The 19,166-nt window shown below is 55.4% G+C and carries 20 protein-coding genes and 1 riboswitch; of the genes, 7 read left to right on the forward strand and 13 right to left on the reverse strand.

The genetic code is table 11. The annotated features are described in order from the left end of the window. Positions 1-97 precede the first annotated feature (97 nt). From AC3WJN_RS21920 to AC3WJN_RS21940, 5 genes are all read right to left on the reverse strand, one after another. Positions 98-706, reverse strand: a complete 609-nt coding sequence (locus AC3WJN_RS21920; RefSeq protein ID WP_007786783.1) for an ECF transporter S component — start codon at positions 704-706, stop codon at positions 98-100. 255 nt (positions 707-961) lie between these two features. Then, positions 962-1,118, reverse strand: a riboswitch (FMN riboswitch). Positions 1,119-1,476: 358 nt separating this feature from the next. Further along, positions 1,477-2,274, reverse strand: a complete 798-nt coding sequence (locus tag AC3WJN_RS21925) for an ABC transporter permease (RefSeq protein ID WP_005827719.1) — start codon at positions 2,272-2,274, stop codon at positions 1,477-1,479. A 3-nt stretch (positions 2,275-2,277) separates the two neighbouring features. After that, complete coding sequence (locus tag AC3WJN_RS21930; protein WP_005827717.1) at positions 2,278-3,072, reverse strand: ABC transporter permease; 795 nt, start codon at positions 3,070-3,072, stop codon at positions 2,278-2,280. Next, a complete protein-coding gene (locus AC3WJN_RS21935) occupies positions 3,065-4,075 on the reverse strand; it encodes an ABC transporter ATP-binding protein (RefSeq protein WP_005827715.1) in 1,011 nt (336 codons plus the stop codon). Before AC3WJN_RS21935 ends, AC3WJN_RS21930 begins: the two co-directional genes overlap by 8 nt. 91 nt (positions 4,076-4,166) lie before the next feature. Next, positions 4,167-5,009, reverse strand: a complete 843-nt coding sequence (locus tag AC3WJN_RS21940) for a protein phosphatase 2C domain-containing protein (protein WP_007786780.1) — start codon at positions 5,007-5,009, stop codon at positions 4,167-4,169. Between the two features lie 151 nt (positions 5,010-5,160). Between AC3WJN_RS21940 and AC3WJN_RS21945 the strand changes: the two genes are divergently transcribed. The 6 genes from AC3WJN_RS21945 (at position 5,161) to AC3WJN_RS21970 (ending at position 9,441) form a co-directional block, all read left to right on the forward strand. Continuing rightward, a complete protein-coding gene (locus AC3WJN_RS21945) occupies positions 5,161-6,453 on the forward strand; it encodes a glutamate-1-semialdehyde 2,1-aminomutase (RefSeq protein ID WP_005827711.1) in 1,293 nt (430 codons plus the stop codon). A gap of 114 nt (positions 6,454-6,567) precedes the next feature. After that, the gene (locus tag AC3WJN_RS21950) at positions 6,568-6,708 is read left to right on the forward strand and encodes a hypothetical protein (RefSeq protein WP_007786777.1); all 141 of its coding nucleotides are present in this window, start codon (positions 6,568-6,570) and stop codon (positions 6,706-6,708) included. Between the two features lie 234 nt (positions 6,709-6,942). Continuing rightward, positions 6,943-7,623 carry a zinc metallopeptidase gene (locus AC3WJN_RS21955; RefSeq protein WP_005827707.1) on the forward strand — a complete coding sequence of 227 codons (681 nt, stop codon included), beginning with the start codon at positions 6,943-6,945 and terminating at the stop codon, positions 7,621-7,623. 115 nt (positions 7,624-7,738) lie between these two features. Next, on the forward strand, positions 7,739-8,572 hold the full coding sequence (locus AC3WJN_RS21960) for a pyrroline-5-carboxylate reductase family protein (protein ID WP_005827706.1): 834 nt from the start codon (positions 7,739-7,741) through the stop codon (positions 8,570-8,572). Positions 8,573-8,578: 6 nt separating this feature from the next. Continuing rightward, entirely contained in the window at positions 8,579-8,857 is a 279-nt protein-coding gene (locus AC3WJN_RS21965; protein ID WP_007786774.1) for an NAD(P)-binding domain-containing protein, read from the forward strand. After that, positions 8,854-9,441, forward strand: a complete 588-nt coding sequence (locus tag AC3WJN_RS21970; protein WP_007786772.1) for an NAD(P)-dependent oxidoreductase — start codon at positions 8,854-8,856, stop codon at positions 9,439-9,441. The genes AC3WJN_RS21965 and AC3WJN_RS21970 overlap by 4 nt, the downstream gene beginning before the upstream one ends. A 123-nt stretch (positions 9,442-9,564) precedes the next feature. Here the strand turns inward: AC3WJN_RS21970 and AC3WJN_RS21975 are convergent, their stop codons facing one another. The 7 genes from AC3WJN_RS21975 to fabL all read right to left on the reverse strand — a co-directional run bounded on the left by AC3WJN_RS21975 (position 9,565) and on the right by fabL (position 16,487). Next, a complete protein-coding gene (locus AC3WJN_RS21975; RefSeq protein ID WP_007786770.1) occupies positions 9,565-10,035 on the reverse strand; it encodes a flavodoxin family protein in 471 nt (156 codons plus the stop codon). Between the two features lie 43 nt (positions 10,036-10,078). Next, entirely contained in the window at positions 10,079-11,326 is a 1,248-nt protein-coding gene (locus AC3WJN_RS21980) for an MFS transporter (RefSeq protein ID WP_007786768.1), read from the reverse strand. A 114-nt stretch (positions 11,327-11,440) separates the two neighbouring features. Further along, positions 11,441-12,661 (reverse strand): MFS transporter, encoded by a 1,221-nt coding sequence (locus AC3WJN_RS21985; RefSeq protein WP_007786767.1) that lies wholly within the window; start codon positions 12,659-12,661, stop codon positions 11,441-11,443. Between the two features lie 32 nt (positions 12,662-12,693). Further along, on the reverse strand, positions 12,694-14,475 hold the full coding sequence (locus AC3WJN_RS21990) for an ABC transporter ATP-binding protein (RefSeq protein WP_005827697.1): 1,782 nt from the start codon (positions 14,473-14,475) through the stop codon (positions 12,694-12,696). A gap of 144 nt (positions 14,476-14,619) precedes the next feature. After that, entirely contained in the window at positions 14,620-15,156 is a 537-nt protein-coding gene (locus AC3WJN_RS21995; RefSeq protein ID WP_005827695.1) for a DUF402 domain-containing protein, read from the reverse strand. 48 nt (positions 15,157-15,204) lie between these two features. Further along, positions 15,205-15,618: a GNAT family N-acetyltransferase gene (locus AC3WJN_RS22000; RefSeq protein ID WP_005827693.1), complete on the reverse strand. Its 414-nt coding sequence runs from the start codon at positions 15,616-15,618 to the stop codon at positions 15,205-15,207. Positions 15,619-15,728: 110 nt separating this feature from the next. Then, entirely contained in the window at positions 15,729-16,487 is a 759-nt protein-coding gene (gene fabL / locus AC3WJN_RS22005; RefSeq protein WP_005827692.1) for an enoyl-[acyl-carrier-protein] reductase FabL, read from the reverse strand. Positions 16,488-16,683: 196 nt separating this feature from the next. Between fabL and yfhS the strand changes: the two genes are divergently transcribed. Beyond that, on the forward strand, positions 16,684-16,908 hold the full coding sequence (gene yfhS / locus AC3WJN_RS22010; protein ID WP_005827690.1) for a mother cell protein YfhS: 225 nt from the start codon (positions 16,684-16,686) through the stop codon (positions 16,906-16,908). A 66-nt stretch (positions 16,909-16,974) separates the two neighbouring features. Here yfhS and AC3WJN_RS22015 read toward each other — a convergent pair whose 3' ends face one another. After that, a complete protein-coding gene (locus tag AC3WJN_RS22015) occupies positions 16,975-18,942 on the reverse strand; it encodes a methyl-accepting chemotaxis protein (protein WP_035317571.1) in 1,968 nt (655 codons plus the stop codon). Positions 18,943-19,166 lie beyond the last annotated feature (224 nt).

The following is a 19,166-nucleotide window of genomic DNA, read 5'->3' on the forward strand; positions in this document are numbered from 1 at the left end:
CTCTCTGGAACAAGGGAAATAGCTGCGGGTCCTTTCATAGCCTTTTCACAAAAACGGTTCGTTTAAGAACATATCTTAGCAAGTCGAAAGGCCGATGTCAATTTGTGGTACGCAGGGCCAGGCGAGCGCCCAGCTTGGCGTAAACAGGATAGGCGACCAAGGCGAGCACGACGCCTTTGAAAATGTTGAACGGCACAATGCCGACCAAGACGAGGGACCAGACGCTCGTCGCATTGAACATCGCAAGCAGTTCTGCCATCGGCATATGGTAGAGCACAGCGTAAGCCGGGAGCAGGACGTATGCGTTGGCGACAGCCATGACGACCGTCATCATCAATGTCCCGAGCGCAAGCCCTGTCAGAAAACCTTTTTTGCCCTGGCCGCTGCGTTGCAGCAGGATAGCCGGCAAAATGAAGCTGGCGCCGGCAATCACATTGGCAATCTCGCCGATCAAGAGTCCGTCTGCATTTTTAAACAGAAAGTGCAATGTATTTTTCAAAACTTCGATGATGATTCCGGCCACCGGACCGTACATAAGCCCGCCGATCAACGCTGGCAGCGTGCTGAAATCAAGCTTCAGAAAGCTCGGCATCAGCGGAACGGGAACCTCCAAAAATTGCAGGATAAAGGCAACGGCGGCCAGCATCGGAATCGTCACGATCCGCTGGGTTGCTCTGCGCGAAGAATGCAAGGCTGTTTCTTTCATGTGTACCATCTCCTCTTTGTTCTCCTTCTTTGAGGAATGGCAACAGTGGTCGTGCCACACGTGTTGCTACTCATACGATTTGCCTGCGGAAACGCAAAAATACCCTGAGAAAGATTCTCAGGGCAGATTACAGGCGTATGACAAAGCATGTGCAGGAAACAGGTTCGCGAAACAAAAGGTGCTGATTTTGCATGCCCCTTTTGCAGCTTTTCCCGTTTGCACAGGCAAACAAGCACGTGCAGAAAACGTACTGTCGTCATCCTTCTCCCATCCAGACTGTACTGTCGGCTCTGGAATCTCACCAGATCCTGCACTCCGTCGCTTGCTGACAAGCTGGGGAGGCTCGCGGGCTTAACGTGCTCGTGACACGATCACCGCCGGTCGGGAATTGCACCCTGCCCCGAAGGAATTGTGTAGTTGTATATTGCATATTATACTGCGCTTTTTTGATTTGACAATAGAGGAAACGGCTAAATCGACAATTTTTTATTGTTTTCCGATGGATTTAATAGGATATGCTCCTGGTCGCTTTGATCGGGTTGGTAGTTACCTTGACCAAAAAGAAATAGACCGCCCTTGAGTCCCAACTCCAGCGGTCTATTCTTCCAGAAATTTTGAGCCGAACCCCTTGAGGGAAGCTTCCATTGTACAGACCGCTCCGGTTGCCGCCGGACGGTCTTTTTTTCGCTTGTTACCTCTAATGTTACCATAACGAGCCGCAAATAAAAATATACATTCGGCTCCTCCAGCATCGAATCACGCCGCGACTGCTACGAACCCGCTCCCCGATATTTGCTGACTCCCCAGTTCCAGACAAACAGGCCGAGGCCAAAGAAAACGACAGCCACGAGCGGAGTAAACGCCGCGTAGGTGTACCAGACTTCTTTGCGCAAAAAGTAGGCAGCCGGGTAGACGCCGACGAAGGCAAACGGCAGTACATAGGTCAGCACGAAGCGGATCGCTTTGTTGTACACATCCACCGGATAGCGGCCGTACTGCTGAATGTTGTAGATCATCGGGGCGATTCCCGTCCGCGAATCGGAGAAAAAGCTGACCGCCGCAATCGCTGTGTACACGCCGCCGTAGATGAGAGCGCCGCTCACGACCAGCCCGATGAAGATCAGCGGGTCGTACCAGTAAAACGACAGGTCGAGCTGGATCGCCGCATAGCCCATAATAATCAGGCCCGTGATGATGCCGAAAATGCGGTCCGGCGCAATCGATTCCAGACAAACCTGCGCCAGATTGTGAATCGGCCTGGTCAGGATGCGATCCATTTCGCCCCGGATAATGTAGCGCTCGTTGAAGTCCCAAAAGCCGAAAAACATCGAGAACAGCGCATACGGCACCAAAAAGAACCCGTAAATGAAAATGATTTCGTCCCGCGTCCAGTCTTTCATCATCGGGACGTGCGTGAACACGACGATGATGAACACGAGGTTAATCAACTCGGAAACGAGGTTGGACACAAGCTCCCCGAGAAAGTCAGCCCGATAGGCAAGCCTCGTTTTGAAATACTGGCCCAGGTAGTCGGCAAAAATGCCGATAATATGTTTCACGTTTTGCATCGTCTACCCTCCTTGCACGACCAGCCGATTTCGGGCCATACGCCACAAAACCAGGATGGGGACCAGAATGACAACCATCCAGATCGCCTGAAAGCCGATCAATTCCCAGGCCCGTCCAGGGGTAATCGCTCCGGTGAAAATCAGACTCGGATAGTAGTTGACGGCCTGAAACGGCAGAAAGCCCATGACGGTCTGCGCCCAGCCCGGAAAAAAGCTGATCGGCAGCACGAGGCCGGACATCAGATCGACGACGACCCGCTTCGCCCGCATCATCCCGTCGTTGCGGAACAGGAAAAACGTGAACAGACCCGTCAGCAGGTTAATCTGCGTATTAATGAGAAAAGCGAACATCAGACTGAGCAGGTACAGCCCCCAGCCGGTCGCGGTCGCCGGGAAGTGAAAGGGAATAATCAGGCTGATGAGAAAAATCCCCGGCCCCGCGAAAAACAGAAAGCGGAAAATCCCTTCCCCGAACGCCTGCGCCGTTTTCACCGACAAGTAGTTGTAGGGACGGATCATTTCGATGGCGACCTTGCCCTCGCGAACGTCCTGGGCGATCTCCGTGTCAATGTTGTTAAAGTAAAAAGCGCGCGACATCCAGGCGATCGCCACGTAGGAGGTCATCTGCTCGACCGATAGCCCGCCAAGCTGCTGCTGGTCGCCGTAGATGGCGCCCCACAAAAAGTAGTAGGCCCCGATGTTGATCGCGTAAATGATGATGCCGCTGTAGTAGTTCACCCGGTAGGCGAGCATGGTCAAAAACCGCATGCGGATCAGTTCCATGTAGAGCCTATGCATGGTCCCGCACCTCTGTATCTACCTGGTAAATGTTGCGGACGATGTCCTCTGTGCTCGTCTCCATAATTTTCACGTCGCTGACCTCGAACGACGACATAACCGTGGACAGGACGAACGGCAGCATTTCCTGGCTTTGCGGCACCTTGACGCTCAGGGTGAAGTCGTTTTCCTGCGTGACTTCGCACGGCATTTCGCCGAGTGTCTGGCGCAGTTCGGCTGCGGAGGTGCGCTTTTTCATCTGGAAGGAAATCTCTGTGCCATTGCCCCACTTTTCCTTCAGGTCGCTGAGCAGGCCGTCGAAGATCAGCTTGCCTTTGTCCATGACCAGCACCCGTTTACAGAGCGCCTCGATGTCGGAAACGTCGTGCGTGGTCAGCAGGATGGTCATGTTTTCCGTCTCGTTCAGATTGCGCAAAAACTCGCGGATTTTTTGCTTCACCAGCACGTCCAGCCCGACTGTCGGCTCGTCGAGGAACAACAGCCGCGGCTTGTGGATCAAGGAAGCCGCTACCTCGCAGCGCATCCGCTGGCCGAGGCTCAGCTTGCGCACCGGCTGGCTGACGAACGGGCTGATTTCCAGCTCCTCGATCAAGCGCGCGAGCCACTTTTCGCCCTCTGTCTCGTCGACCTTGTAGACGCTTTTTAGCAGGCGAAACGACTCCAACGGGGACAAATCCCACCAAAGCTGTGAGCGCTGCCCGAAGACGACGCCGATGGAGCGCACGTATTCCTCGCGCTGTTTGAACGGGACGTAGCCGTTGATGACGATCTCGCCGTCGCTCGGGGTCAAAATGCCCGTCAGCATCTTGATGGTCGTCGATTTCCCGGCGCCGTTTTCCCCGATCAGGGCGAACATCTCGCCCTCTTCCACGGTGAAAGAAAGGTCATTCACCGCTTTGACTGTCTTGTACTCGCGGCTGAACAAGTCACGAAAAGCACCCCCGAGGCCGGATCTGGCCTGGTGGATGCGGAACTCCTTTTGCAAATGCTTCACTTGGATCATGGAAAACCGTCCTTTTTGGCTTGCTTCAAATAACAACTGTTAGTGTATACGAGCATGTGAAAATGTGCAAAAGGCAAACTGTAGCAAACTATCAGCGCAAAAACAGGACAATCCCTGTCTTGTCGTCCGACTTTTTGAAGCGGGGGTAGCGAATGCATTCCGGGTCGCTGTTTTCCAGCGCAATCAGTTCATCTGCATAGCGCTGCAATCCTTTGCGGAAGATCGGCAGCGCCGTTTCCTCCCAGCCTGGCTCGTCACCGCCGAAAGCAGCCGGCATGAAAAGTCCATCGGTTGCCAGCACCAGCGCTTTTACCCCCGCCCGGTTAACCCGTCCATACTCCACAAAATCCGCGCAGGCGGGATCGCCGTTCAAAACACCGTAGCCTCCTGGTTCATTCGCCTGGTAGCGGTTATGAATCAGGATGTCCATACATCGCTCGCGCAACTCGGCGCGGGTGGACAGCCCCTCGCGAATCCCTGCTTCCCAGCTTGCCAGTGCCTGTTGCTCCAGCAAGCGGACTTGCGGGTAGGTCAGCGGCCGCACCACATCGTCCTCGTAGACGGCAAAAATCATACAGTCTCCGCTCTGGGCGTATTCGAGGCAGTTGTCTTTCACGCGGACGACCGCGCACGCCGCTCCCCACAGCGCTTCTTTTTTCGCCAGATCGACGCCGCCTTCGCGCATCTGCTCGCGCAATTGCTCGTTTACGCGCGCCAGGTAATCGGGCAAAACCGCATCGTGGGGCATCGCCTCAAGCTGCCTTTTCACCAACTCTGCCGCAATCGCTCCTCCGTTTTGCCCGGCCCGGTTTTCGTACGGAACCAGCGACGACACGCCGTCAATCACCGCGTACACCTGCCCGGTCTGGGAAATCACATAGGCGTCCTCATTGGTATTGCCGCTTCCTTTGATGGAGATGCACTCAAGTTTCATGGTGAACTACCGCCTTTTATGTGTAGTGATTTGCTTGAAAATTGTATCATTTTTCCTTTTTTCCAGCTATAGCTCCCCATCCATATTCAGGTGTCTTTGGCTGTGTTAAGATAATGAAGGACTTTTTCGAAAAGAAAAGAGGGAAAAACGCATGAAACGTGAACGATCCGCGCTGCTGCACGAACAAGCCATGGATGTCATTCTCGGTGGGGTAAACAGCCCTTCCCGTTCTTTCAAGGCCGTAGGCGGGGGAGCGCCCGTGACGATGGAGCGTGCCCAGGGCGCGTATTTCTGGGACGTGGACGGCAACCGATATATTGACTATTTGGCGGCGTATGGCCCGATCATTACAGGCCACGCCCATCCGCATGTAACCAAAGCGATCTGCGAAGCGGCGGCGAACGGCACGCTGTACGGGACGCCGACTCCGTGGGAAGTAACTTTTGCCAACATGATCCGCGAAGCGATCCCGTCGATGGAGCGCATCCGCTTCAACAACTCCGGTACGGAATCCGTCATGACGTGCATTCGCGTGGCTCGTGCCTACACCGGACGCGTGAAAATCATCAAATTCGCAGGCTGCTACCACGGGCACTCCGATCTCGTGCTCGTCGCGGCAGGCTCTGGACCTTCCACGCTGGGCATCCCGGACAGCGCCGGCATTCCGCAAAGCATCGCCAACGAAGTGATTACCGTTCCGTTCAACGACATCGGCGCGTTTGCCGAAGCGATGAGCAAGTGGGGTAGCGAAACAGCGTGCGTGCTGGTCGAGCCGATCGTCGGCAACTTCGGTATCGTCACGCCGGAGCCAGGCTTTTTGGAGGAAGTGAACCGCATCGCGCACGAGGCAGGTGCGCTCGTTGTGTACGACGAGGTTATTACCGCATTCCGCTTCTGCTACGGCGGGGCGCAAAACTTGCTGGGTGTAACACCTGACCTGACCGCGCTCGGAAAAATCATCGGCGGCGGCTTGCCGATTGGCGCGTATGGCGGACGCCGCGATATTATGGAGCAGGTCGCGCCGCTCGGTCCAGCCTACCAGGCAGGGACAATGGCGGGCAATCCCGCTTCCATCCGCGCCGGAATCGCTTGCCTGGAAGTGCTGAAGCAGCCTGGCGTGTACGATGAGTTCGAGCGACTCGGTGCGCTTTTGGAAAAAGGCATTCGCGACGCGGCGAGCAAGCACGGCGTCACCATTCAGCTCAACCGCGTCAAAGGAGCTATGGCGGTTTACTTTACGGACGAGCCAGTCCGCGACTACGATGCCGCGCAAAAAGCCGATGGCGAGCTGTTCGCCCGCTTCTTCCGCCTCCTTTTGGACGAAGGCATCTGCCTCGCGCCTTCCAAATACGAGGCGTGGTTCATCACCACCGCTCACACGGAGGACGACATCCGGGAAACGATTGCGGCTGTCGACCGCGCCTTCGCCCAGTTGAACGCGTAGCTTGGCGAAAAATGTGTGCGCCTGACGGCAAGACAAGCATTGCCAAGCCCGCTCCCCTGCTTTTTGGAGATACTAACGACTGCACGAGAGTATCATCGCGAGGAGGCGATCTAGGTGTCAAAAGGCGAAAAGACGTACCCGCAAGCTCCGGAAAAGACGCTGGATTCCAAAGCGAGCAGCAAGATGCTCGAAATCGTCGGCTTCCAAAATCCGCGCAAGACCGAGCATCACAAAACGCAAAACCACGATCGCTAGGCGTGCCAGGCAGACACATTCCCGCCAGAGGATGTGTCTGCTTGTTTTATGCTTTTGCCCGTTTGGTCCAGCACATATAAGTCGACGATGATATTGTCAAGATTGGTCAGAGATTGTACAATAAAAATAGTGAAACTGCCATGACACTTATTCGTATACATGGATATGGGACAAAATGTGTAAGGAACTGCTATTGTGCATATTTCGTAGATAAAAACGAGGAGTGAGTGCTCAATGTTTTTTCACCCGATGGATTTTCTGATTCTCATTGCATTCGGACTGTCGCTCTGGGCTCAATTCCGCGTAAAGGGAACCTTTAACAAGTACGCGGAGGTCCCTACTTCCTCCGGCCTTACCGGGGCGGAAGCGGCGCGGCGGATGCTCGATGCAAACGGCTTGACCAACGTTCCGGTCGAACATATTCCGGGCACGCTGACCGACCACTACGATCCGATGTCCCGTGTGGTTCGCCTGTCTGATCCTGTCTACTTCGGCAACTCCATCGCATCGTTGTCCGTTGCTTGTCACGAAGTCGGCCATGCCATCCAGCACAAAGTATCGTATCCGATGCTGGTAGCGCGCCACCGCATTTTCCCGGTGGTCAACCTGGTATCCGGTGTTGCGCCGCTCTTGCTGCTCGCTGGCTTCTTTTTCAAAATGACGGGTCTGCTATTGATCGGGATTATTTTCTTCTCCGGCGCTGTTGCCTTCCAGCTCATCACGCTGCCAGTCGAGTTTAACGCGAGCAGCCGTGCCAAAGAGCTGATGCTGAAAATGGGCTTCATCCGCAACGAGGAAGAACGCGGAGCGAGCAAGGTGCTCGGCGCCGCCGCTCTGACCTACGTGGCAGCCGCTCTGATCTCTGTTCTCGAGCTTGCCAAGTACATCATGATCTTCAGAAGCTCCGACGACTAATCGCAGGTACAAAAAAACGTTTACTACGACAGACACAAGGTACAGCCTCTTCCACAGCGGGAGGCTGTACCTTTTTATGTGGACTTGCGTTACAATGGGACGGGAGGTTTTGTACATGCGCATCGGGATTATCGGATTAGGAAGTATGGGGCAAATGCTTGTGAAGTCGTTTTGCAAAAGCGAAGCGATCCAGCCGGAAAACGTGCTCGTCTTCAACCGGACGCAAGCAAAGGCAGACAAGCTGCAAGCGGAATACGGCGTGACCGTCGCGGCGACTGCGCAAGCGCTATGCGAGCAGGCGGAGCTGATTTTCCTCTGCACGAAGCCGCTTGACGTCTTGCCTGTTTTACGCGGGCTGTCGGTTGCTGCCGACAAGCATATCGTCTCGGTCGCTGCCGGGGTCAGTATCGCGGATGTGGAAACCGTCCACGCCGGGCCAGTCAGCAAAGTGATTCCGACCGTCACTTCCTCGGAGCTGCACGGGGTATCGCTGCTGACAAACAGCGGCAAAGTGAGCGCCGAACAGCGCGAGCATCTGCTTACTCTGCTGTCTGCCATCGGCACGGTGCAGGTGGTTACCGATGCCGAAATCGAGACGGCAACGATTTTGAGCAGCAGTGCGCCGGGACTGATCGCGGGGATTCTCGATTCTTTCGCCCAGGCGGCTGTTCGCAAAACGCCGGAGCTGGGGATTGAGGCAGCCCGCAGCATCCTCGTGGAGACGATGCTGGGAACGGCTTTGCTTTTGAAAAACGAACAGCTTGGCTTCGACCAACTGATCGAGCGCGTCGCTACCAAAGGCGGAATTACCGAGGAAGGGCTGCGCGTCCTCGACAAAACCTTGCCGGGCGGCTTTGACGAGCTGTTTGCCATGACATCGTCCAAGCACGCCGCGCTGAAGGAGCTTGTACAAAAACAGGTCGGAGAACACAGCGACGAAAAGGAGTAATCAGACATGATCGTAGGTTGGATTGGCTTGGGCAATATGGGCGTACCGATGGCGGGCAATCTGCTGGCGGCAGGCTATGACGTGAGCGTCTGGAACCGCACCCCGGACAAGGCGGCTCCGCTGGTCGCCCTCGGTGCGAAGCAGGTGGCGTCCCTGCCCCGGCTCGTAGAGGAATGCGACGTACTGTTTACGATGGTCAGCGACGACGAGGCGGTAAAAGCGATCTACACGGGAGCAGACGGCGTGCTGTCCGCGCGTGTTCCGGCAAGCTGGCGATTGACATGAGCACGATTGCGCCGGAGACGTCCCGTTTTCTGGCGGAGCAGGCGAAAAAAGCCGGGCTGCGTTTTCTCGACGCCCCGGTCTCAGGCAGTGTCGGTCCGGCTAAAGAAGCTCAGCTCGTCATCATGGTTGGCGGCGAAAAAGCGGACTACGACGAAGCGAAGCCGCTCTTGGACAAGCTCGGCAAGGCCGCCATTTACCTGGGACCAAACGGCGCAGGCACCTCTGCCAAGCTGGCGATCAATCTCCTGCTCGGCATCACCGTTCAGGGCGTCTCGGAAACGCTGCTGTTCGCCCGCTCGCTCGGGATTGAGACGGAGCAAATGCTGGAGATTATTTCGCAAAGCGCTGTAGGCACTCCGCTGATTCGCGGCAAAGCGGCCTCGATTCTCGCAGACGACTATCCTGCGGCTTTTGCCTTGAAGCATATGGCCAAAGACCTGCGCCTGGCCCGCGAGGCTGGCGTGTCTACGCCGCTGGCGGAATCGGCGCAGGCAACCTATCGTCAAGCGCTGGAGGAAGGGCTGGGCGAGCTGGATCTGATGGCGATTCTGCGTCATCTGCAAGGCCCTTCCCTTACCAAATAGCCAAGCAAACGAAAAAACCGGAGTCGCTCCGGTCTTTTTTGTACAGATAAGAATTTGTAAGATTCTTATCCACTAAGGCTACGCCAAAGACTTGGCGCAGCCACGTTTTCTAACATCCAGCCGCTACAGCCTGGCCTTCAGCCATGCGTTGAGTTGTTGGGCCTCGGCCACGGCCCGCGCGTCTGCGAGCACATCCCCCGGCTTGTTGCCTTCGCCAATGATGTAGCCCGCATATGGCATCTCGACAAAGGAAAAGACGTACTGGAACTGCTGAATCAGCGGCAGCCCTTTCAGCCGCGGCTGGTCGCCGCCCGTCGCGATGACGTAGGCTTGTTTTTGTCCGAGCGATTCCTTGAACGCATAGCGTTCGTCGCGCAAACTTTGCGACCAGCGATCGACGTAGTTTTTCATATGGCCGGACATGCCGTACCAGTAAATCGGCGTGGCGAAAATCAAAAAGTCATGGGCGAGCACCGCTTCCGTGACCTCGTCGTAGTCGTCTGCCACCGTCGTAAAGCCGCCTTCCGCATGCCGCTGATCGTGAATCGGGAGAATGTTTTTTTCCCGCAGGCGAATGCTGGTGTGTTCGATCATTGTAGCAAAAAACCCTCCAGCTTTCGCCAGAGGGTATCGCCTTTTAAAAAGTTTGCCCCTGCTCCTGCTCACCTGCATGCGCGGGCCGCTTTTGCCACAGCCGCCATGCCAAGCCAACTGCCACCGCCAGCAGCAGACCAGAGAGCAAATAAACGGCACGCGTGCCGAGCCACTGGGCCAAAGCTCCCATCACCAGCGAGGACAGCCCGAAAACAAGCGCGTCGAGCGTGCCTTTTGCAGACAAGACGTAAGGCAATGCCGCTTGCTCTGTCTCCTGCTGCAAAATCGTCTGCTTGCTCACCAGCGCAATCTCCAGAAACGGACCAAGCGCAAAGGAAAACAGCAAAGCCGCCAAAGGGTAAGGCGTGCTGCCAAACAGCAAGGTCATGAGCGCGGAACCGCTAACTCCCGCCACCAGCCAGCGCGGCAACTGCCGGTTCATCCGCCCGGCGTACTTCAAAAGCAAAGTGCCGCCGATGATCGAGCCAAGCAGGTAGCCCGCATTGATGTATCCCCACCACTCTTCGCCCTGCCCCAGCACTTCCAGGACATAAGGCAACAAAATCGCCGCGATCCAGACTGCGCCCGCGATGCCCATGACGACATCCAGCGCCACCAGTTGCCGCAGTAGCGGCACATTGCGGATCGTTTTCCAGCCCGTAAGCCAATCTCCCTGCGGCTGCTGGGGAGAGACACGCAAGCCCGCTTCGCCTTCGGCATTAGCCAGCTTGGGCTTGACTCCCAGCATGGCGAGCGTTGCCAAGACGTAGGCGGCCACTGTGCCCCAGAGAACGGTGCTCGCTCCCAGCCAGGCCACGAGCAAGCCCCCTGCCGCCCATCCGGCAAAATGAACCGTCTGATCGGAAGTCGCGAGCAGGCCGTTTGCTCGCATCAGCTCTTGGCGGAGCACAAGCTGCGGCACCAGCGCATTGCGCGCCGGGTTTGCCCAGCCGTCCATGAAGGCGATCATCGCCCCGAGACTGTAGAGCAGCCAGAGCCATTGCGTCCCCGTCTCCCTGTCCACGCAAACAGCCGCTGCCGCCAGCAATGCCGTTTTCAGCGCTTGCGACAAGACGAGCATGCGCGAAAGCGTCCATCTGCGAAAAAAGAGCGGCGCGGTCAAGCCGCTGACAGACTGCGCCGACAAAATCACTACGGGCACAAACGCCGTGTACATCACCGAGCCGGACGCCGCGTAGATGACCGAAATGAACGCCACAATGTAAAAAACATCCCCCAGATTGGCCAATGTCTGACCCGCCCAGAGGCAAACGAATCGTCTATGCCACACGATGCACAACCTCCTGTCGGTTCAGGACCGTTCCCGACGTCCTGACGGAATATGCAATTATTCCTGCCGACTTCTCATCACAATGGAGGTGCACCTCGTTTCGTCACATATGCCTTATTCTATTCCGGATTCTGTAGACTGTACAGATTTGTTGCGGAAAAAGCTGTAGTACACCCAGCCCGCGTTGATGAACAAAAAGGCGCTCGTCATGAAAAACACGCCGTTGATGCTCACGTACCCGGCCATAAAGCCGCCGATCATCGGCCCGAGCATGCTCCCGATGCTGACGAAGCTGTTGTTGTAGCCGTAGACGCGGCTGACCATATGCGCAGGGGTTGCGCGGCGCAGCAGCGCGTTGACAGAAGGCAGCAAGCCGCCGAGCGACAGCCCGAGCAAAAAGCGCAGGACCACCAGTTGCCACACCGTCCAGACCAGCCCTTGCGGAATGAACAGGAAGGCCGCCGCGAGCAAGGCGAACAACAGCACTTTTTGCGAGCCGAACCGATCTCCCAGCCGTCCCAACTGCGGAGAAGCGAACACGTTGGCAATCCCCATCGCCGCCTGGACAATTCCCGCCCACAGCGCTACCTTCGCCCCTTCCGAGCTGACCAACTGCGAGATGTAGATCGGCAAGACAGGCACGATGCTGAACAGCGCAAACTGGATCATCACGGTTACAAAAAAGAGCGCCGGCAGCTCTTTGGACGAAAAGATCATCTGAAAATCTTCCTTCAGGCTGGAGCGGTCCTTTTTTTCTGGTGGAACAAACGTCTCTTTTACCGTAAACGTAATGACCAAAGTAGCGAGCAAAAGCAGGCTGCCTGTAATCACGAAAATCATGCGAAAGCCGATCTGATTCGCCAGCACTCCGCCAAACAGCGGCCCCATGATCGTGCCTGCCGTAATAAACGATTGCAGTAACCCCTGCGCCCAGCCGATCCGTTCTTTCGGCACAGACGAAGCTACGAGCGCCGTGCTGGCCGGAATGATGCCGCCCACAAGCCCGTTAATCAGCCGCAGCGCCAAAAGCTGCCACAAGCTTCCGGCAAAGCCCGTCAGCGCAACCGTGATCGACATGAAGTAGCCGGAGCGCAAAATCATGATCTTGCGCCCGTGCTTGTCAGCCAGATTGCCCCAGATCGGGGACACCAGCCCTGCGGTCAAAAAGTTGGCCCCAAAAATGATCCCCGCCCACGCCGTTACCTGGTGCGGATCGTCAATTCCGAAGTCTTGCTGAATGTAGAGCGGCAAAAACGGCATAATCATGCTCATAGCGACCATGACGACAAACAGCGATCCACATAGCACGTATAAATTGCGTCGCCATATCTCCATCTAACTCCCTCCATTCCCCCCTGGTCAATCAATCACTTTGCGCCTGTCTCAGACGCTGTTCCAAAATCCTGGACGCTCCACAGGCTATGGTACACTCCTTTTTGCGCAAGCAGCTCCTCGTGCTTGCCTTGCTCGACAATTTGCCCCTCGCGCATGACCACGATCTTGTCCGCATGCGTGATCGTAGACAGGCGATGCGCCACGATCAGCGTCGTCCGGCCTTTGGTCAGGCGAGCCAGCGACTCCTGAATCATGTGCTCCGACTCCAGATCAAGGGCAGAGGTCGCCTCGTCCAAAATGAGAATGCCCGGATTGCGCAAGAAAACCCGCGCGATGGCAATTCGCTGCTTTTGACCCCCGGACAGCTTCACGCCGCGCTCGCCCAGCTCGGTGTCGTAGCCTTGGGGCAGCTCGCTGATAAAATCATGCGCGTTGGCCGCGCGCGCCGCTTCCTCGACAGCCTGCTGATCCGCCGCCGGATTCCCCATCAGGATATTGATTTTGGCAGATTCACTAAACAAAATATTATCCTGCTGCACCAAGCCGATATGATGGCGCAAGTTTTGCTGCTTCAGCTCGCGAATGTCGATGCCATCTATCGTAATCCGCCCTTCTGTCACATCCCAAAAACGCGGCAACAGGCTAATCAGAGACGATTTTCCGCCGCCGGACATCCCGACGATCGCCACGGTCTCGCCTGGTTTAATTGTCAGGTTCACGTCCTGCAAAACGAGCGGCCCGTCTTCCCGGTAGCGGAACGAAACGTGCTCAAAGCGAATTTCTCCCCGGATGCGCCCCGTCGCAGGATCAACAGGCAGCTCGCTCGCGTGGGGACTGTCCACGATGTCGTAGGACTCGTCGAGAAACTCGAACATCCGGTCCATCGAGGCGATCGCTTGCGTCAAAACGGTGCTGGAGTTGACCAGACGCCGCAACGGCGTGTACAGACGCTCCAAATAGGCGTAAAACGCCACCAGCGTCCCTACGCTCATGCTGCCGCCGATCACCTGGTAGCCCGCGTAGGCGATGACGAACAGCGGCGCGATATCGGTGACCGTATTGACGACGGAAAACGTTCGCGCGTTCCAGCGCGTATGCTCCAGCGCCTTGTCCAGAAACTGGTTGTTTTCCTTGGCAAATCCTTTGCTCTCGTGGCTCTCCAGCGCAAAGCTGCGGATCAGCGCCATGCCGTTCACGCGCTCGTACAAGTATCCTTGCAGCCGGGCCAGCGCGGCAGAGCGCTCCCTCGTCAACTGGCGCAGTTTTTTGTAAAAGTATTTGACGGAAAAACTGTACAACGGAAAGACGACGATGGCGACAAGCGTCAGCTCGACGTCCATGGAAAACATAATCAACAGCGTCAGGCCGATCGTAATCAGATCGAGCCACAAATTCATCAGGCCCGTCTCCACAAAGCTTTTCGTGGACTCCACGTCGTTAATGACCCGGGAAATGACCTCGCCCGTCTTCGTGTTGTTGTAGTAGCGCATCGAGAGCCGCTGCAAATGGGCATAAAGCTGATTGCGAATGTCAAACAAAATTTTGCTGGACACCCACTGCGCGTAATATTGGCGAATGTACTCGACAGGCGCACGCACCACCGTAAACACCAAAAACGCGGCGAGCATCAGCCAGAACAGTTGCGTCAGCTTTTCCTCGCGGGGAATCGGGCTTGGCAGCAGATCGTCAATCACGTATTTGATGAGAAGCGGCAGAGCAAGCGGAATGGAAAATTTGATGATGCCTATGAATATGGTCCCCAATATTTGTTTCCAATAGGGCATGACATATGCCAAATAGCGGCGTATGCTCAACCAGCATACCTCCCTTACATAGAAACTTGGCTGTGCCCGATTCGTTCAGGCACAGCCAAATTTGCACGTATGTGATCGTGCTTCGCCTTTTTCAAGTTTAGGACAGTACAAGGAAATCCCTCCCCCGGATTTACGGGAAAGGGATTATTCCTCATCGTCTCGCACTAAAAGATACCGCTCGTACCAGCGTTGAACAAAGCCGTTCTGAAAAGGGCCGCGGCGCGCGCTTACCCAGTCCAGCACTTCTCGCAGCGCTGTCTGTACTTTTTCCACGACAAACGGAGGGTAGTTCATCTGTTTGCTGTGCAACAGAAACTCCTCTTCATCGAGAATAGAATACGTCATGTCGGGAAACACCTTTACATCGAGATCATAGTCTATGTAGCTAAGAAGCTGACCCTTCATGCTGAAGGGCGAACCAATGTTGCAGTAATAGTAGATGCCGTCGTCGCGAATCATAGCAATGGTATTGAACCACTGGCCCCGACCAAAAGTACAAATGGCCGGCTCACGCGTGCGCCACTCCCGCCCGTCTGCTTCTGTCACCTTGACCCGATCGTTTCCCCCAATCACCACCGCATCACTGGTGTGAATCAGCGTGGATTTGTCCCATATGCGGTGCAGCGAATGATCGTGTTTATAGCTTTCAATGCGGATATTGGAGCCCGGAGTTGGTGACATGACTCTCCCCTTTCTTCTCTTCTCTATTTGAATGGGGACAAGCCTCCTTTAGGAAGAGAGCTTTTTGGAAAGCGTAACAAATTTTTGTACTTCGTAGCCAAGCGAAAGGTAAAACGGAAGGACTTCCGGATTCGCCTGATTGACCATAATCAGGACGTTGTTGACGCCTCGTTGTTTGAAGCGCTTTTCGATGGCAGACACGAGTTCGCGGCCAATGCCGGAACCTTGCATCTCGGGGAGAACAGCCAGCCGGTAAAAATAGGCGCGCGCTCCGTCGATCGTGCCGACCACGACCCCAACAACTCTGCCGTCTTTTTCCGCAACCATAACCAAATCGCTGTCCCATGCCAACTGTTGGGCCAAATCGTTCAACGACTCCGTGTCCGATTGGTCCAAACCCGTCTGTTGCCAGATACTTGTGATAGCCGAATAGTCACCGAGCCGAAACGGACGAATCAGCATACGTTGCCTCCTTCGTAACCTTCTTCCTCTATTGTACAACACATGGACAACTTTGTCTTGTGTAGTGAGACGTCAAAGTCGCCAACTCCTGGTCACCGCAAAAGCACAAACTAGGTCAAAAGGGAAATGCCGCCGTCGACAATCAAGGTTTGTCCGCGCACCATCCAGGCCTTGTCCGAAACCAAAAACATCACGGCATTCGCCAGGTCTTCCGGCTCTACAATCCGCCCTGCCGGCGTGCGTTGCGCGGAGCTGCCGAGCAGTTCTTCGCGATTCGGGAAGTGCTTGAGCGCATCGGTGTCCACAGCGCCGCCGGAAACTGCATTGACAACGATATTGTGCGGTGCCAGCTCGACAGCCAGGTAGCGCGTGATCGCTTCTACAGCCGCTTTGGATACGCCAACCGCCGTATAGTTGTCCAGCACGCGGATGGAGCCAAGGCTGGAGAGGCTGACGATCTTCCCGCCATTGCCGCCTTTAATCATTAGTTTTGCCGCTTCTTGCGCACAGAACAACAGCGCTTTGCTGTTAATTTCCATCGTCCAGTCCCAATGGCTCTCTTCCAGTTCCATCAACGGGCGCAAAACACCGGAAGCCGCGTTGTTGATCAACACGTCCAGACGACCAAATTCCTGGTCGATCTCCGCGAACAGTTCCTTGATTTTCGCTACGTCACCTACGTTTGCTTTGACCAGGTGCACGCGCGCTCCTTTTGCTTCCAGCTCAGCAGCCGCTTCGCGCGCTGCGGAACGGTTGCGCAAATAGTTCAAGACCAGATCGTAGCCCTGTTCGGCCAACTGCAGCGCAATCGCCTTGCCGATGCCGCGCGTCCCGCCAGTCACCAATGCCACTTTTTTTGTCGTATTCATAAAAGCAATGCCCCCTACTCACCAACTATTAACAGCAGGTACTAATAAGTCAAAATCACTTTTTCATTATACAACTCCACTCCTGCTTTTGCTACCGCGAGCAAAAATCTCCTCTGACTAAAGCCATGCCGCAAACAGCCATACTAAACACGCCAAAAGCCAGCCGAGCGGCTACAGACAAAGGAGGAACGAAGCGATGTACATAGGACGCGACTTGTCCGAGTTGACCATGGTCCCGCTGGCACAGTGGGAACTCAACGAGCTGTTGCACTACCACGATTCGTTTTCGCAGCTCGCCCCTTATTTGAGTGCAGAGGGCGCTTCGCTGCATGTAAAAGTGATTCGCGAGCTGGAATCACGCGGTCCGGTCGGCGGCGACAGCGGAGGCTGGGATCATGCTTCCAAGCCGATTTACGACTGATCGCACTTCGCAAAAAAACCCGGCTGCCAAACAGACAAGGCTGTCTGCTGCACCGGGTTTTTGCTTTTAAATCTTGAATTTGCCGATCTGCTCCTGGAGATCTTCTGCCAATCGCTCCAGTGACATTGCGGAGGACGCGATCTCTTCCATGGAAGCGAGCTGCTCCTCTGCTGCTGCGGATACGCTCTGCGTGCCGTCCGAAGCTTTCAAGGTCACATCGGAAATATGGTTGATTAGCTCGACGACCAACTGGGTCTGCTCGGAAATATCTTGCGAAGCCTGGGAGACTCGGCCAATTTTCAGCGCCACATCATCGACCGCAGACTGGATTTGCTCAAACGAACGCCCAGCCTCGTACACTTTGTCAATCCCTTCCGTCACTTCCCGCTTGCTCTTTTCCATGACGTCAACGGCATTGTCTGTCTCCTGCTGGATCGCCGCAATCAAATGGCTGATCTGCTCGGCCGACGCCGATGACTGCTCGGCCAGCTTTCGCACCTCGTCTGCTACTACCGCAAATCCGCGGCCGGACTCGCCCGCCCGCGCCGCTTCGATGGCTGCGTTCAACGCGAGCAAATTGGTCTGGCTAGCAATGGCGGTAATGACATCGACAATTTTGCCGATTTCTTGCGAGCGCACTCCGAGATTGTCCACGACTTTTGCCAGACTCAGGATTGATTCGCTGGAGGCGGTCATTTGCTGCACTGCCGATTGGACGGAGCGGTTTCCTTCCGCCGCAACGGTTGCAGTCTGCTTTGCCGTGTCGGACACTTCCGCCGTGTAGTTGGCGATTTGGCTGATCCGCTGCGACATTTGCTCGACGGCTGCGGTACTCTTTTGCGTATGCGATACTTGCTGCTCTGTGCCTGTCGCCATGTCCTGCATCGTCGTCGCAATCTGCTCGGTCGCCTTGCTCGTCTGGTCTGCGCTTGCCGAGAGTTCCTCTGCGGATGCCGCCAGTTGCTGGACAGAATCGTTTACGGAGTAAAGCAAGGAACGGAGCGATTCAGCCATATGGTTGAATGTTTTCGCCAGCACGCCCAACTCGTCGTCGCTTTTGACTTCCACCTGGTGGGTCACGTCGCCCTGGCTCATTTTTTCCGCCGCATCTGTCAACTGTTGCAACGGACGCAGCAACGAGCGCAAAATGCTGTACACGATTCCCGCTCCAATGACGATCGTAATCGCGACGACCAGCAATGTTCTGTAAAAGATCGGGCTGGCCGCAACCTCTGCTTCGGTGCGGTACATGACGCCCATCAGTTTCCAGCCTGTTTGCTCGTTGGTGACAAAAGTCGCCTTCGCGTCATTTCCTTCATCCGTAAAGCCAAACTTCCCTTCGGTTTGGGCGTAAAGGTCTTCCACCCACGGCTGTGTCGCGTCAGCGCCTGGCGTTCCGGTCGGATGGATGAGCAGCTTGCGGTTTGCATCGAAAATAGACATGTATCCTTTGCTGCCGATTTTCGCTTGTTTCACGGTTTCGTTGAGCGCGGTCAACTGAATGTCGATTCCAAGCACGCCCGAACGGTCAGACAAAGCTTTGGCCAAACCTACAACTACATTCCCTGTAATTGCATCAATGTACGGGTCCGTAATGATCGTCTTGTCAGGCTCGGCCATTGCCGCCTGGTACCAGGGGCGTTTGCGCGGATCGTAATCGGCAGACAGCTTGGCGTCTGTCGCCGTCAGCATCTTGCCATTTTCCTCGCCGATGTAGACCTCGCCAATGTCCGGATGCAGTTTGTGGAAGGTTTGCAGCTTTTTACGGGCAGAGCTTCTCATCTGCTCCGTCAGTTCTTCTTTCCCGATCTCGGAAGCGATCAGCTCCAAATCGCGGGATTGCGCCTCCAGTGTACGGTCCAACAGCTCGTCCACCAAGCGAACGTTCTCGGCGGCCGTCATCAACAGTTGTTCCTCCAGCCGATCCTTGGCACTCTGATAAGAGAGCAAACCAAGAGTGAGCACGGGAACAATCAAGATGAGGGAGAACGAAGCAATCAGCTTGGCTCGAACGGTCAATCTTGGCATTTTCATCCGACTTCATCACCTTTTCGCATAGTCTCGTTGTCTGATATACTTACCCGCTATATCAAGCTGGCTAAACCAATAATCGCACATCCTTTTACTTTTTATTATATTTTATCACTAGCGTTGCATAAAAAATGCGTTCGTAATTTGTCAAAGTATTCTGAATGACATTTTCAGCTACACAACCAAAAACGGCAGCAACCAAGCAAAAGGTAGCCACTGTCCATTTG

The organism is Brevibacillus sp. FW306-2-1A-C05A, from assembly GCF_058781555.1.

Bases quoted from the DNA above. Each gene is read 5' to 3' on its own strand.
- AC3WJN_RS21920 (WP_007786783.1), bottom strand. From the start codon at position 706: ATGAAAGAAACAGCCTTGCATTCTTCGCGCAGAGCAACCCAGCGGATC.
- AC3WJN_RS21925 (WP_005827719.1), bottom strand. From the start codon at position 2,274: ATGCAAAACGTGAAACATATTATCGGCATTTTTGCCGACTACCTGGGC.
- AC3WJN_RS21930 (WP_005827717.1), bottom strand. From the start codon at position 3,072: ATGCATAGGCTCTACATGGAACTGATCCGCATGCGGTTTTTGACCATG.
- AC3WJN_RS21935 (WP_005827715.1), bottom strand. From the start codon at position 4,075: ATGATCCAAGTGAAGCATTTGCAAAAGGAGTTCCGCATCCACCAGGCC.
- AC3WJN_RS21940 (WP_007786780.1), bottom strand. From the start codon at position 5,009: ATGAAACTTGAGTGCATCTCCATCAAAGGAAGCGGCAATACCAATGAG.
- AC3WJN_RS21945 (WP_005827711.1), top strand. From the start codon at position 5,161: ATGAAACGTGAACGATCCGCGCTGCTGCACGAACAAGCCATGGATGTC.
- AC3WJN_RS21955 (WP_005827707.1), top strand. From the start codon at position 6,943: ATGTTTTTTCACCCGATGGATTTTCTGATTCTCATTGCATTCGGACTG.
- AC3WJN_RS21960 (WP_005827706.1), top strand. From the start codon at position 7,739: ATGCGCATCGGGATTATCGGATTAGGAAGTATGGGGCAAATGCTTGTG.
- AC3WJN_RS21965 (WP_007786774.1), top strand. From the start codon at position 8,579: ATGATCGTAGGTTGGATTGGCTTGGGCAATATGGGCGTACCGATGGCG.
- AC3WJN_RS21970 (WP_007786772.1), top strand. From the start codon at position 8,854: ATGAGCACGATTGCGCCGGAGACGTCCCGTTTTCTGGCGGAGCAGGCG.
- AC3WJN_RS21975 (WP_007786770.1), bottom strand. From the start codon at position 10,035: ATGATCGAACACACCAGCATTCGCCTGCGGGAAAAAAACATTCTCCCG.
- AC3WJN_RS21985 (WP_007786767.1), bottom strand. From the start codon at position 12,661: ATGGAGATATGGCGACGCAATTTATACGTGCTATGTGGATCGCTGTTT.
- AC3WJN_RS21995 (WP_005827695.1), bottom strand. From the start codon at position 15,156: ATGTCACCAACTCCGGGCTCCAATATCCGCATTGAAAGCTATAAACAC.
- AC3WJN_RS22000 (WP_005827693.1), bottom strand. From the start codon at position 15,618: ATGCTGATTCGTCCGTTTCGGCTCGGTGACTATTCGGCTATCACAAGT.
- fabL (WP_005827692.1), bottom strand. From the start codon at position 16,487: ATGAATACGACAAAAAAAGTGGCATTGGTGACTGGCGGGACGCGCGGC.
- yfhS (WP_005827690.1), top strand. From the start codon at position 16,684: ATGTACATAGGACGCGACTTGTCCGAGTTGACCATGGTCCCGCTGGCA.
- AC3WJN_RS22015 (WP_035317571.1), bottom strand. From the start codon at position 18,942: ATGAAAATGCCAAGATTGACCGTTCGAGCCAAGCTGATTGCTTCGTTC.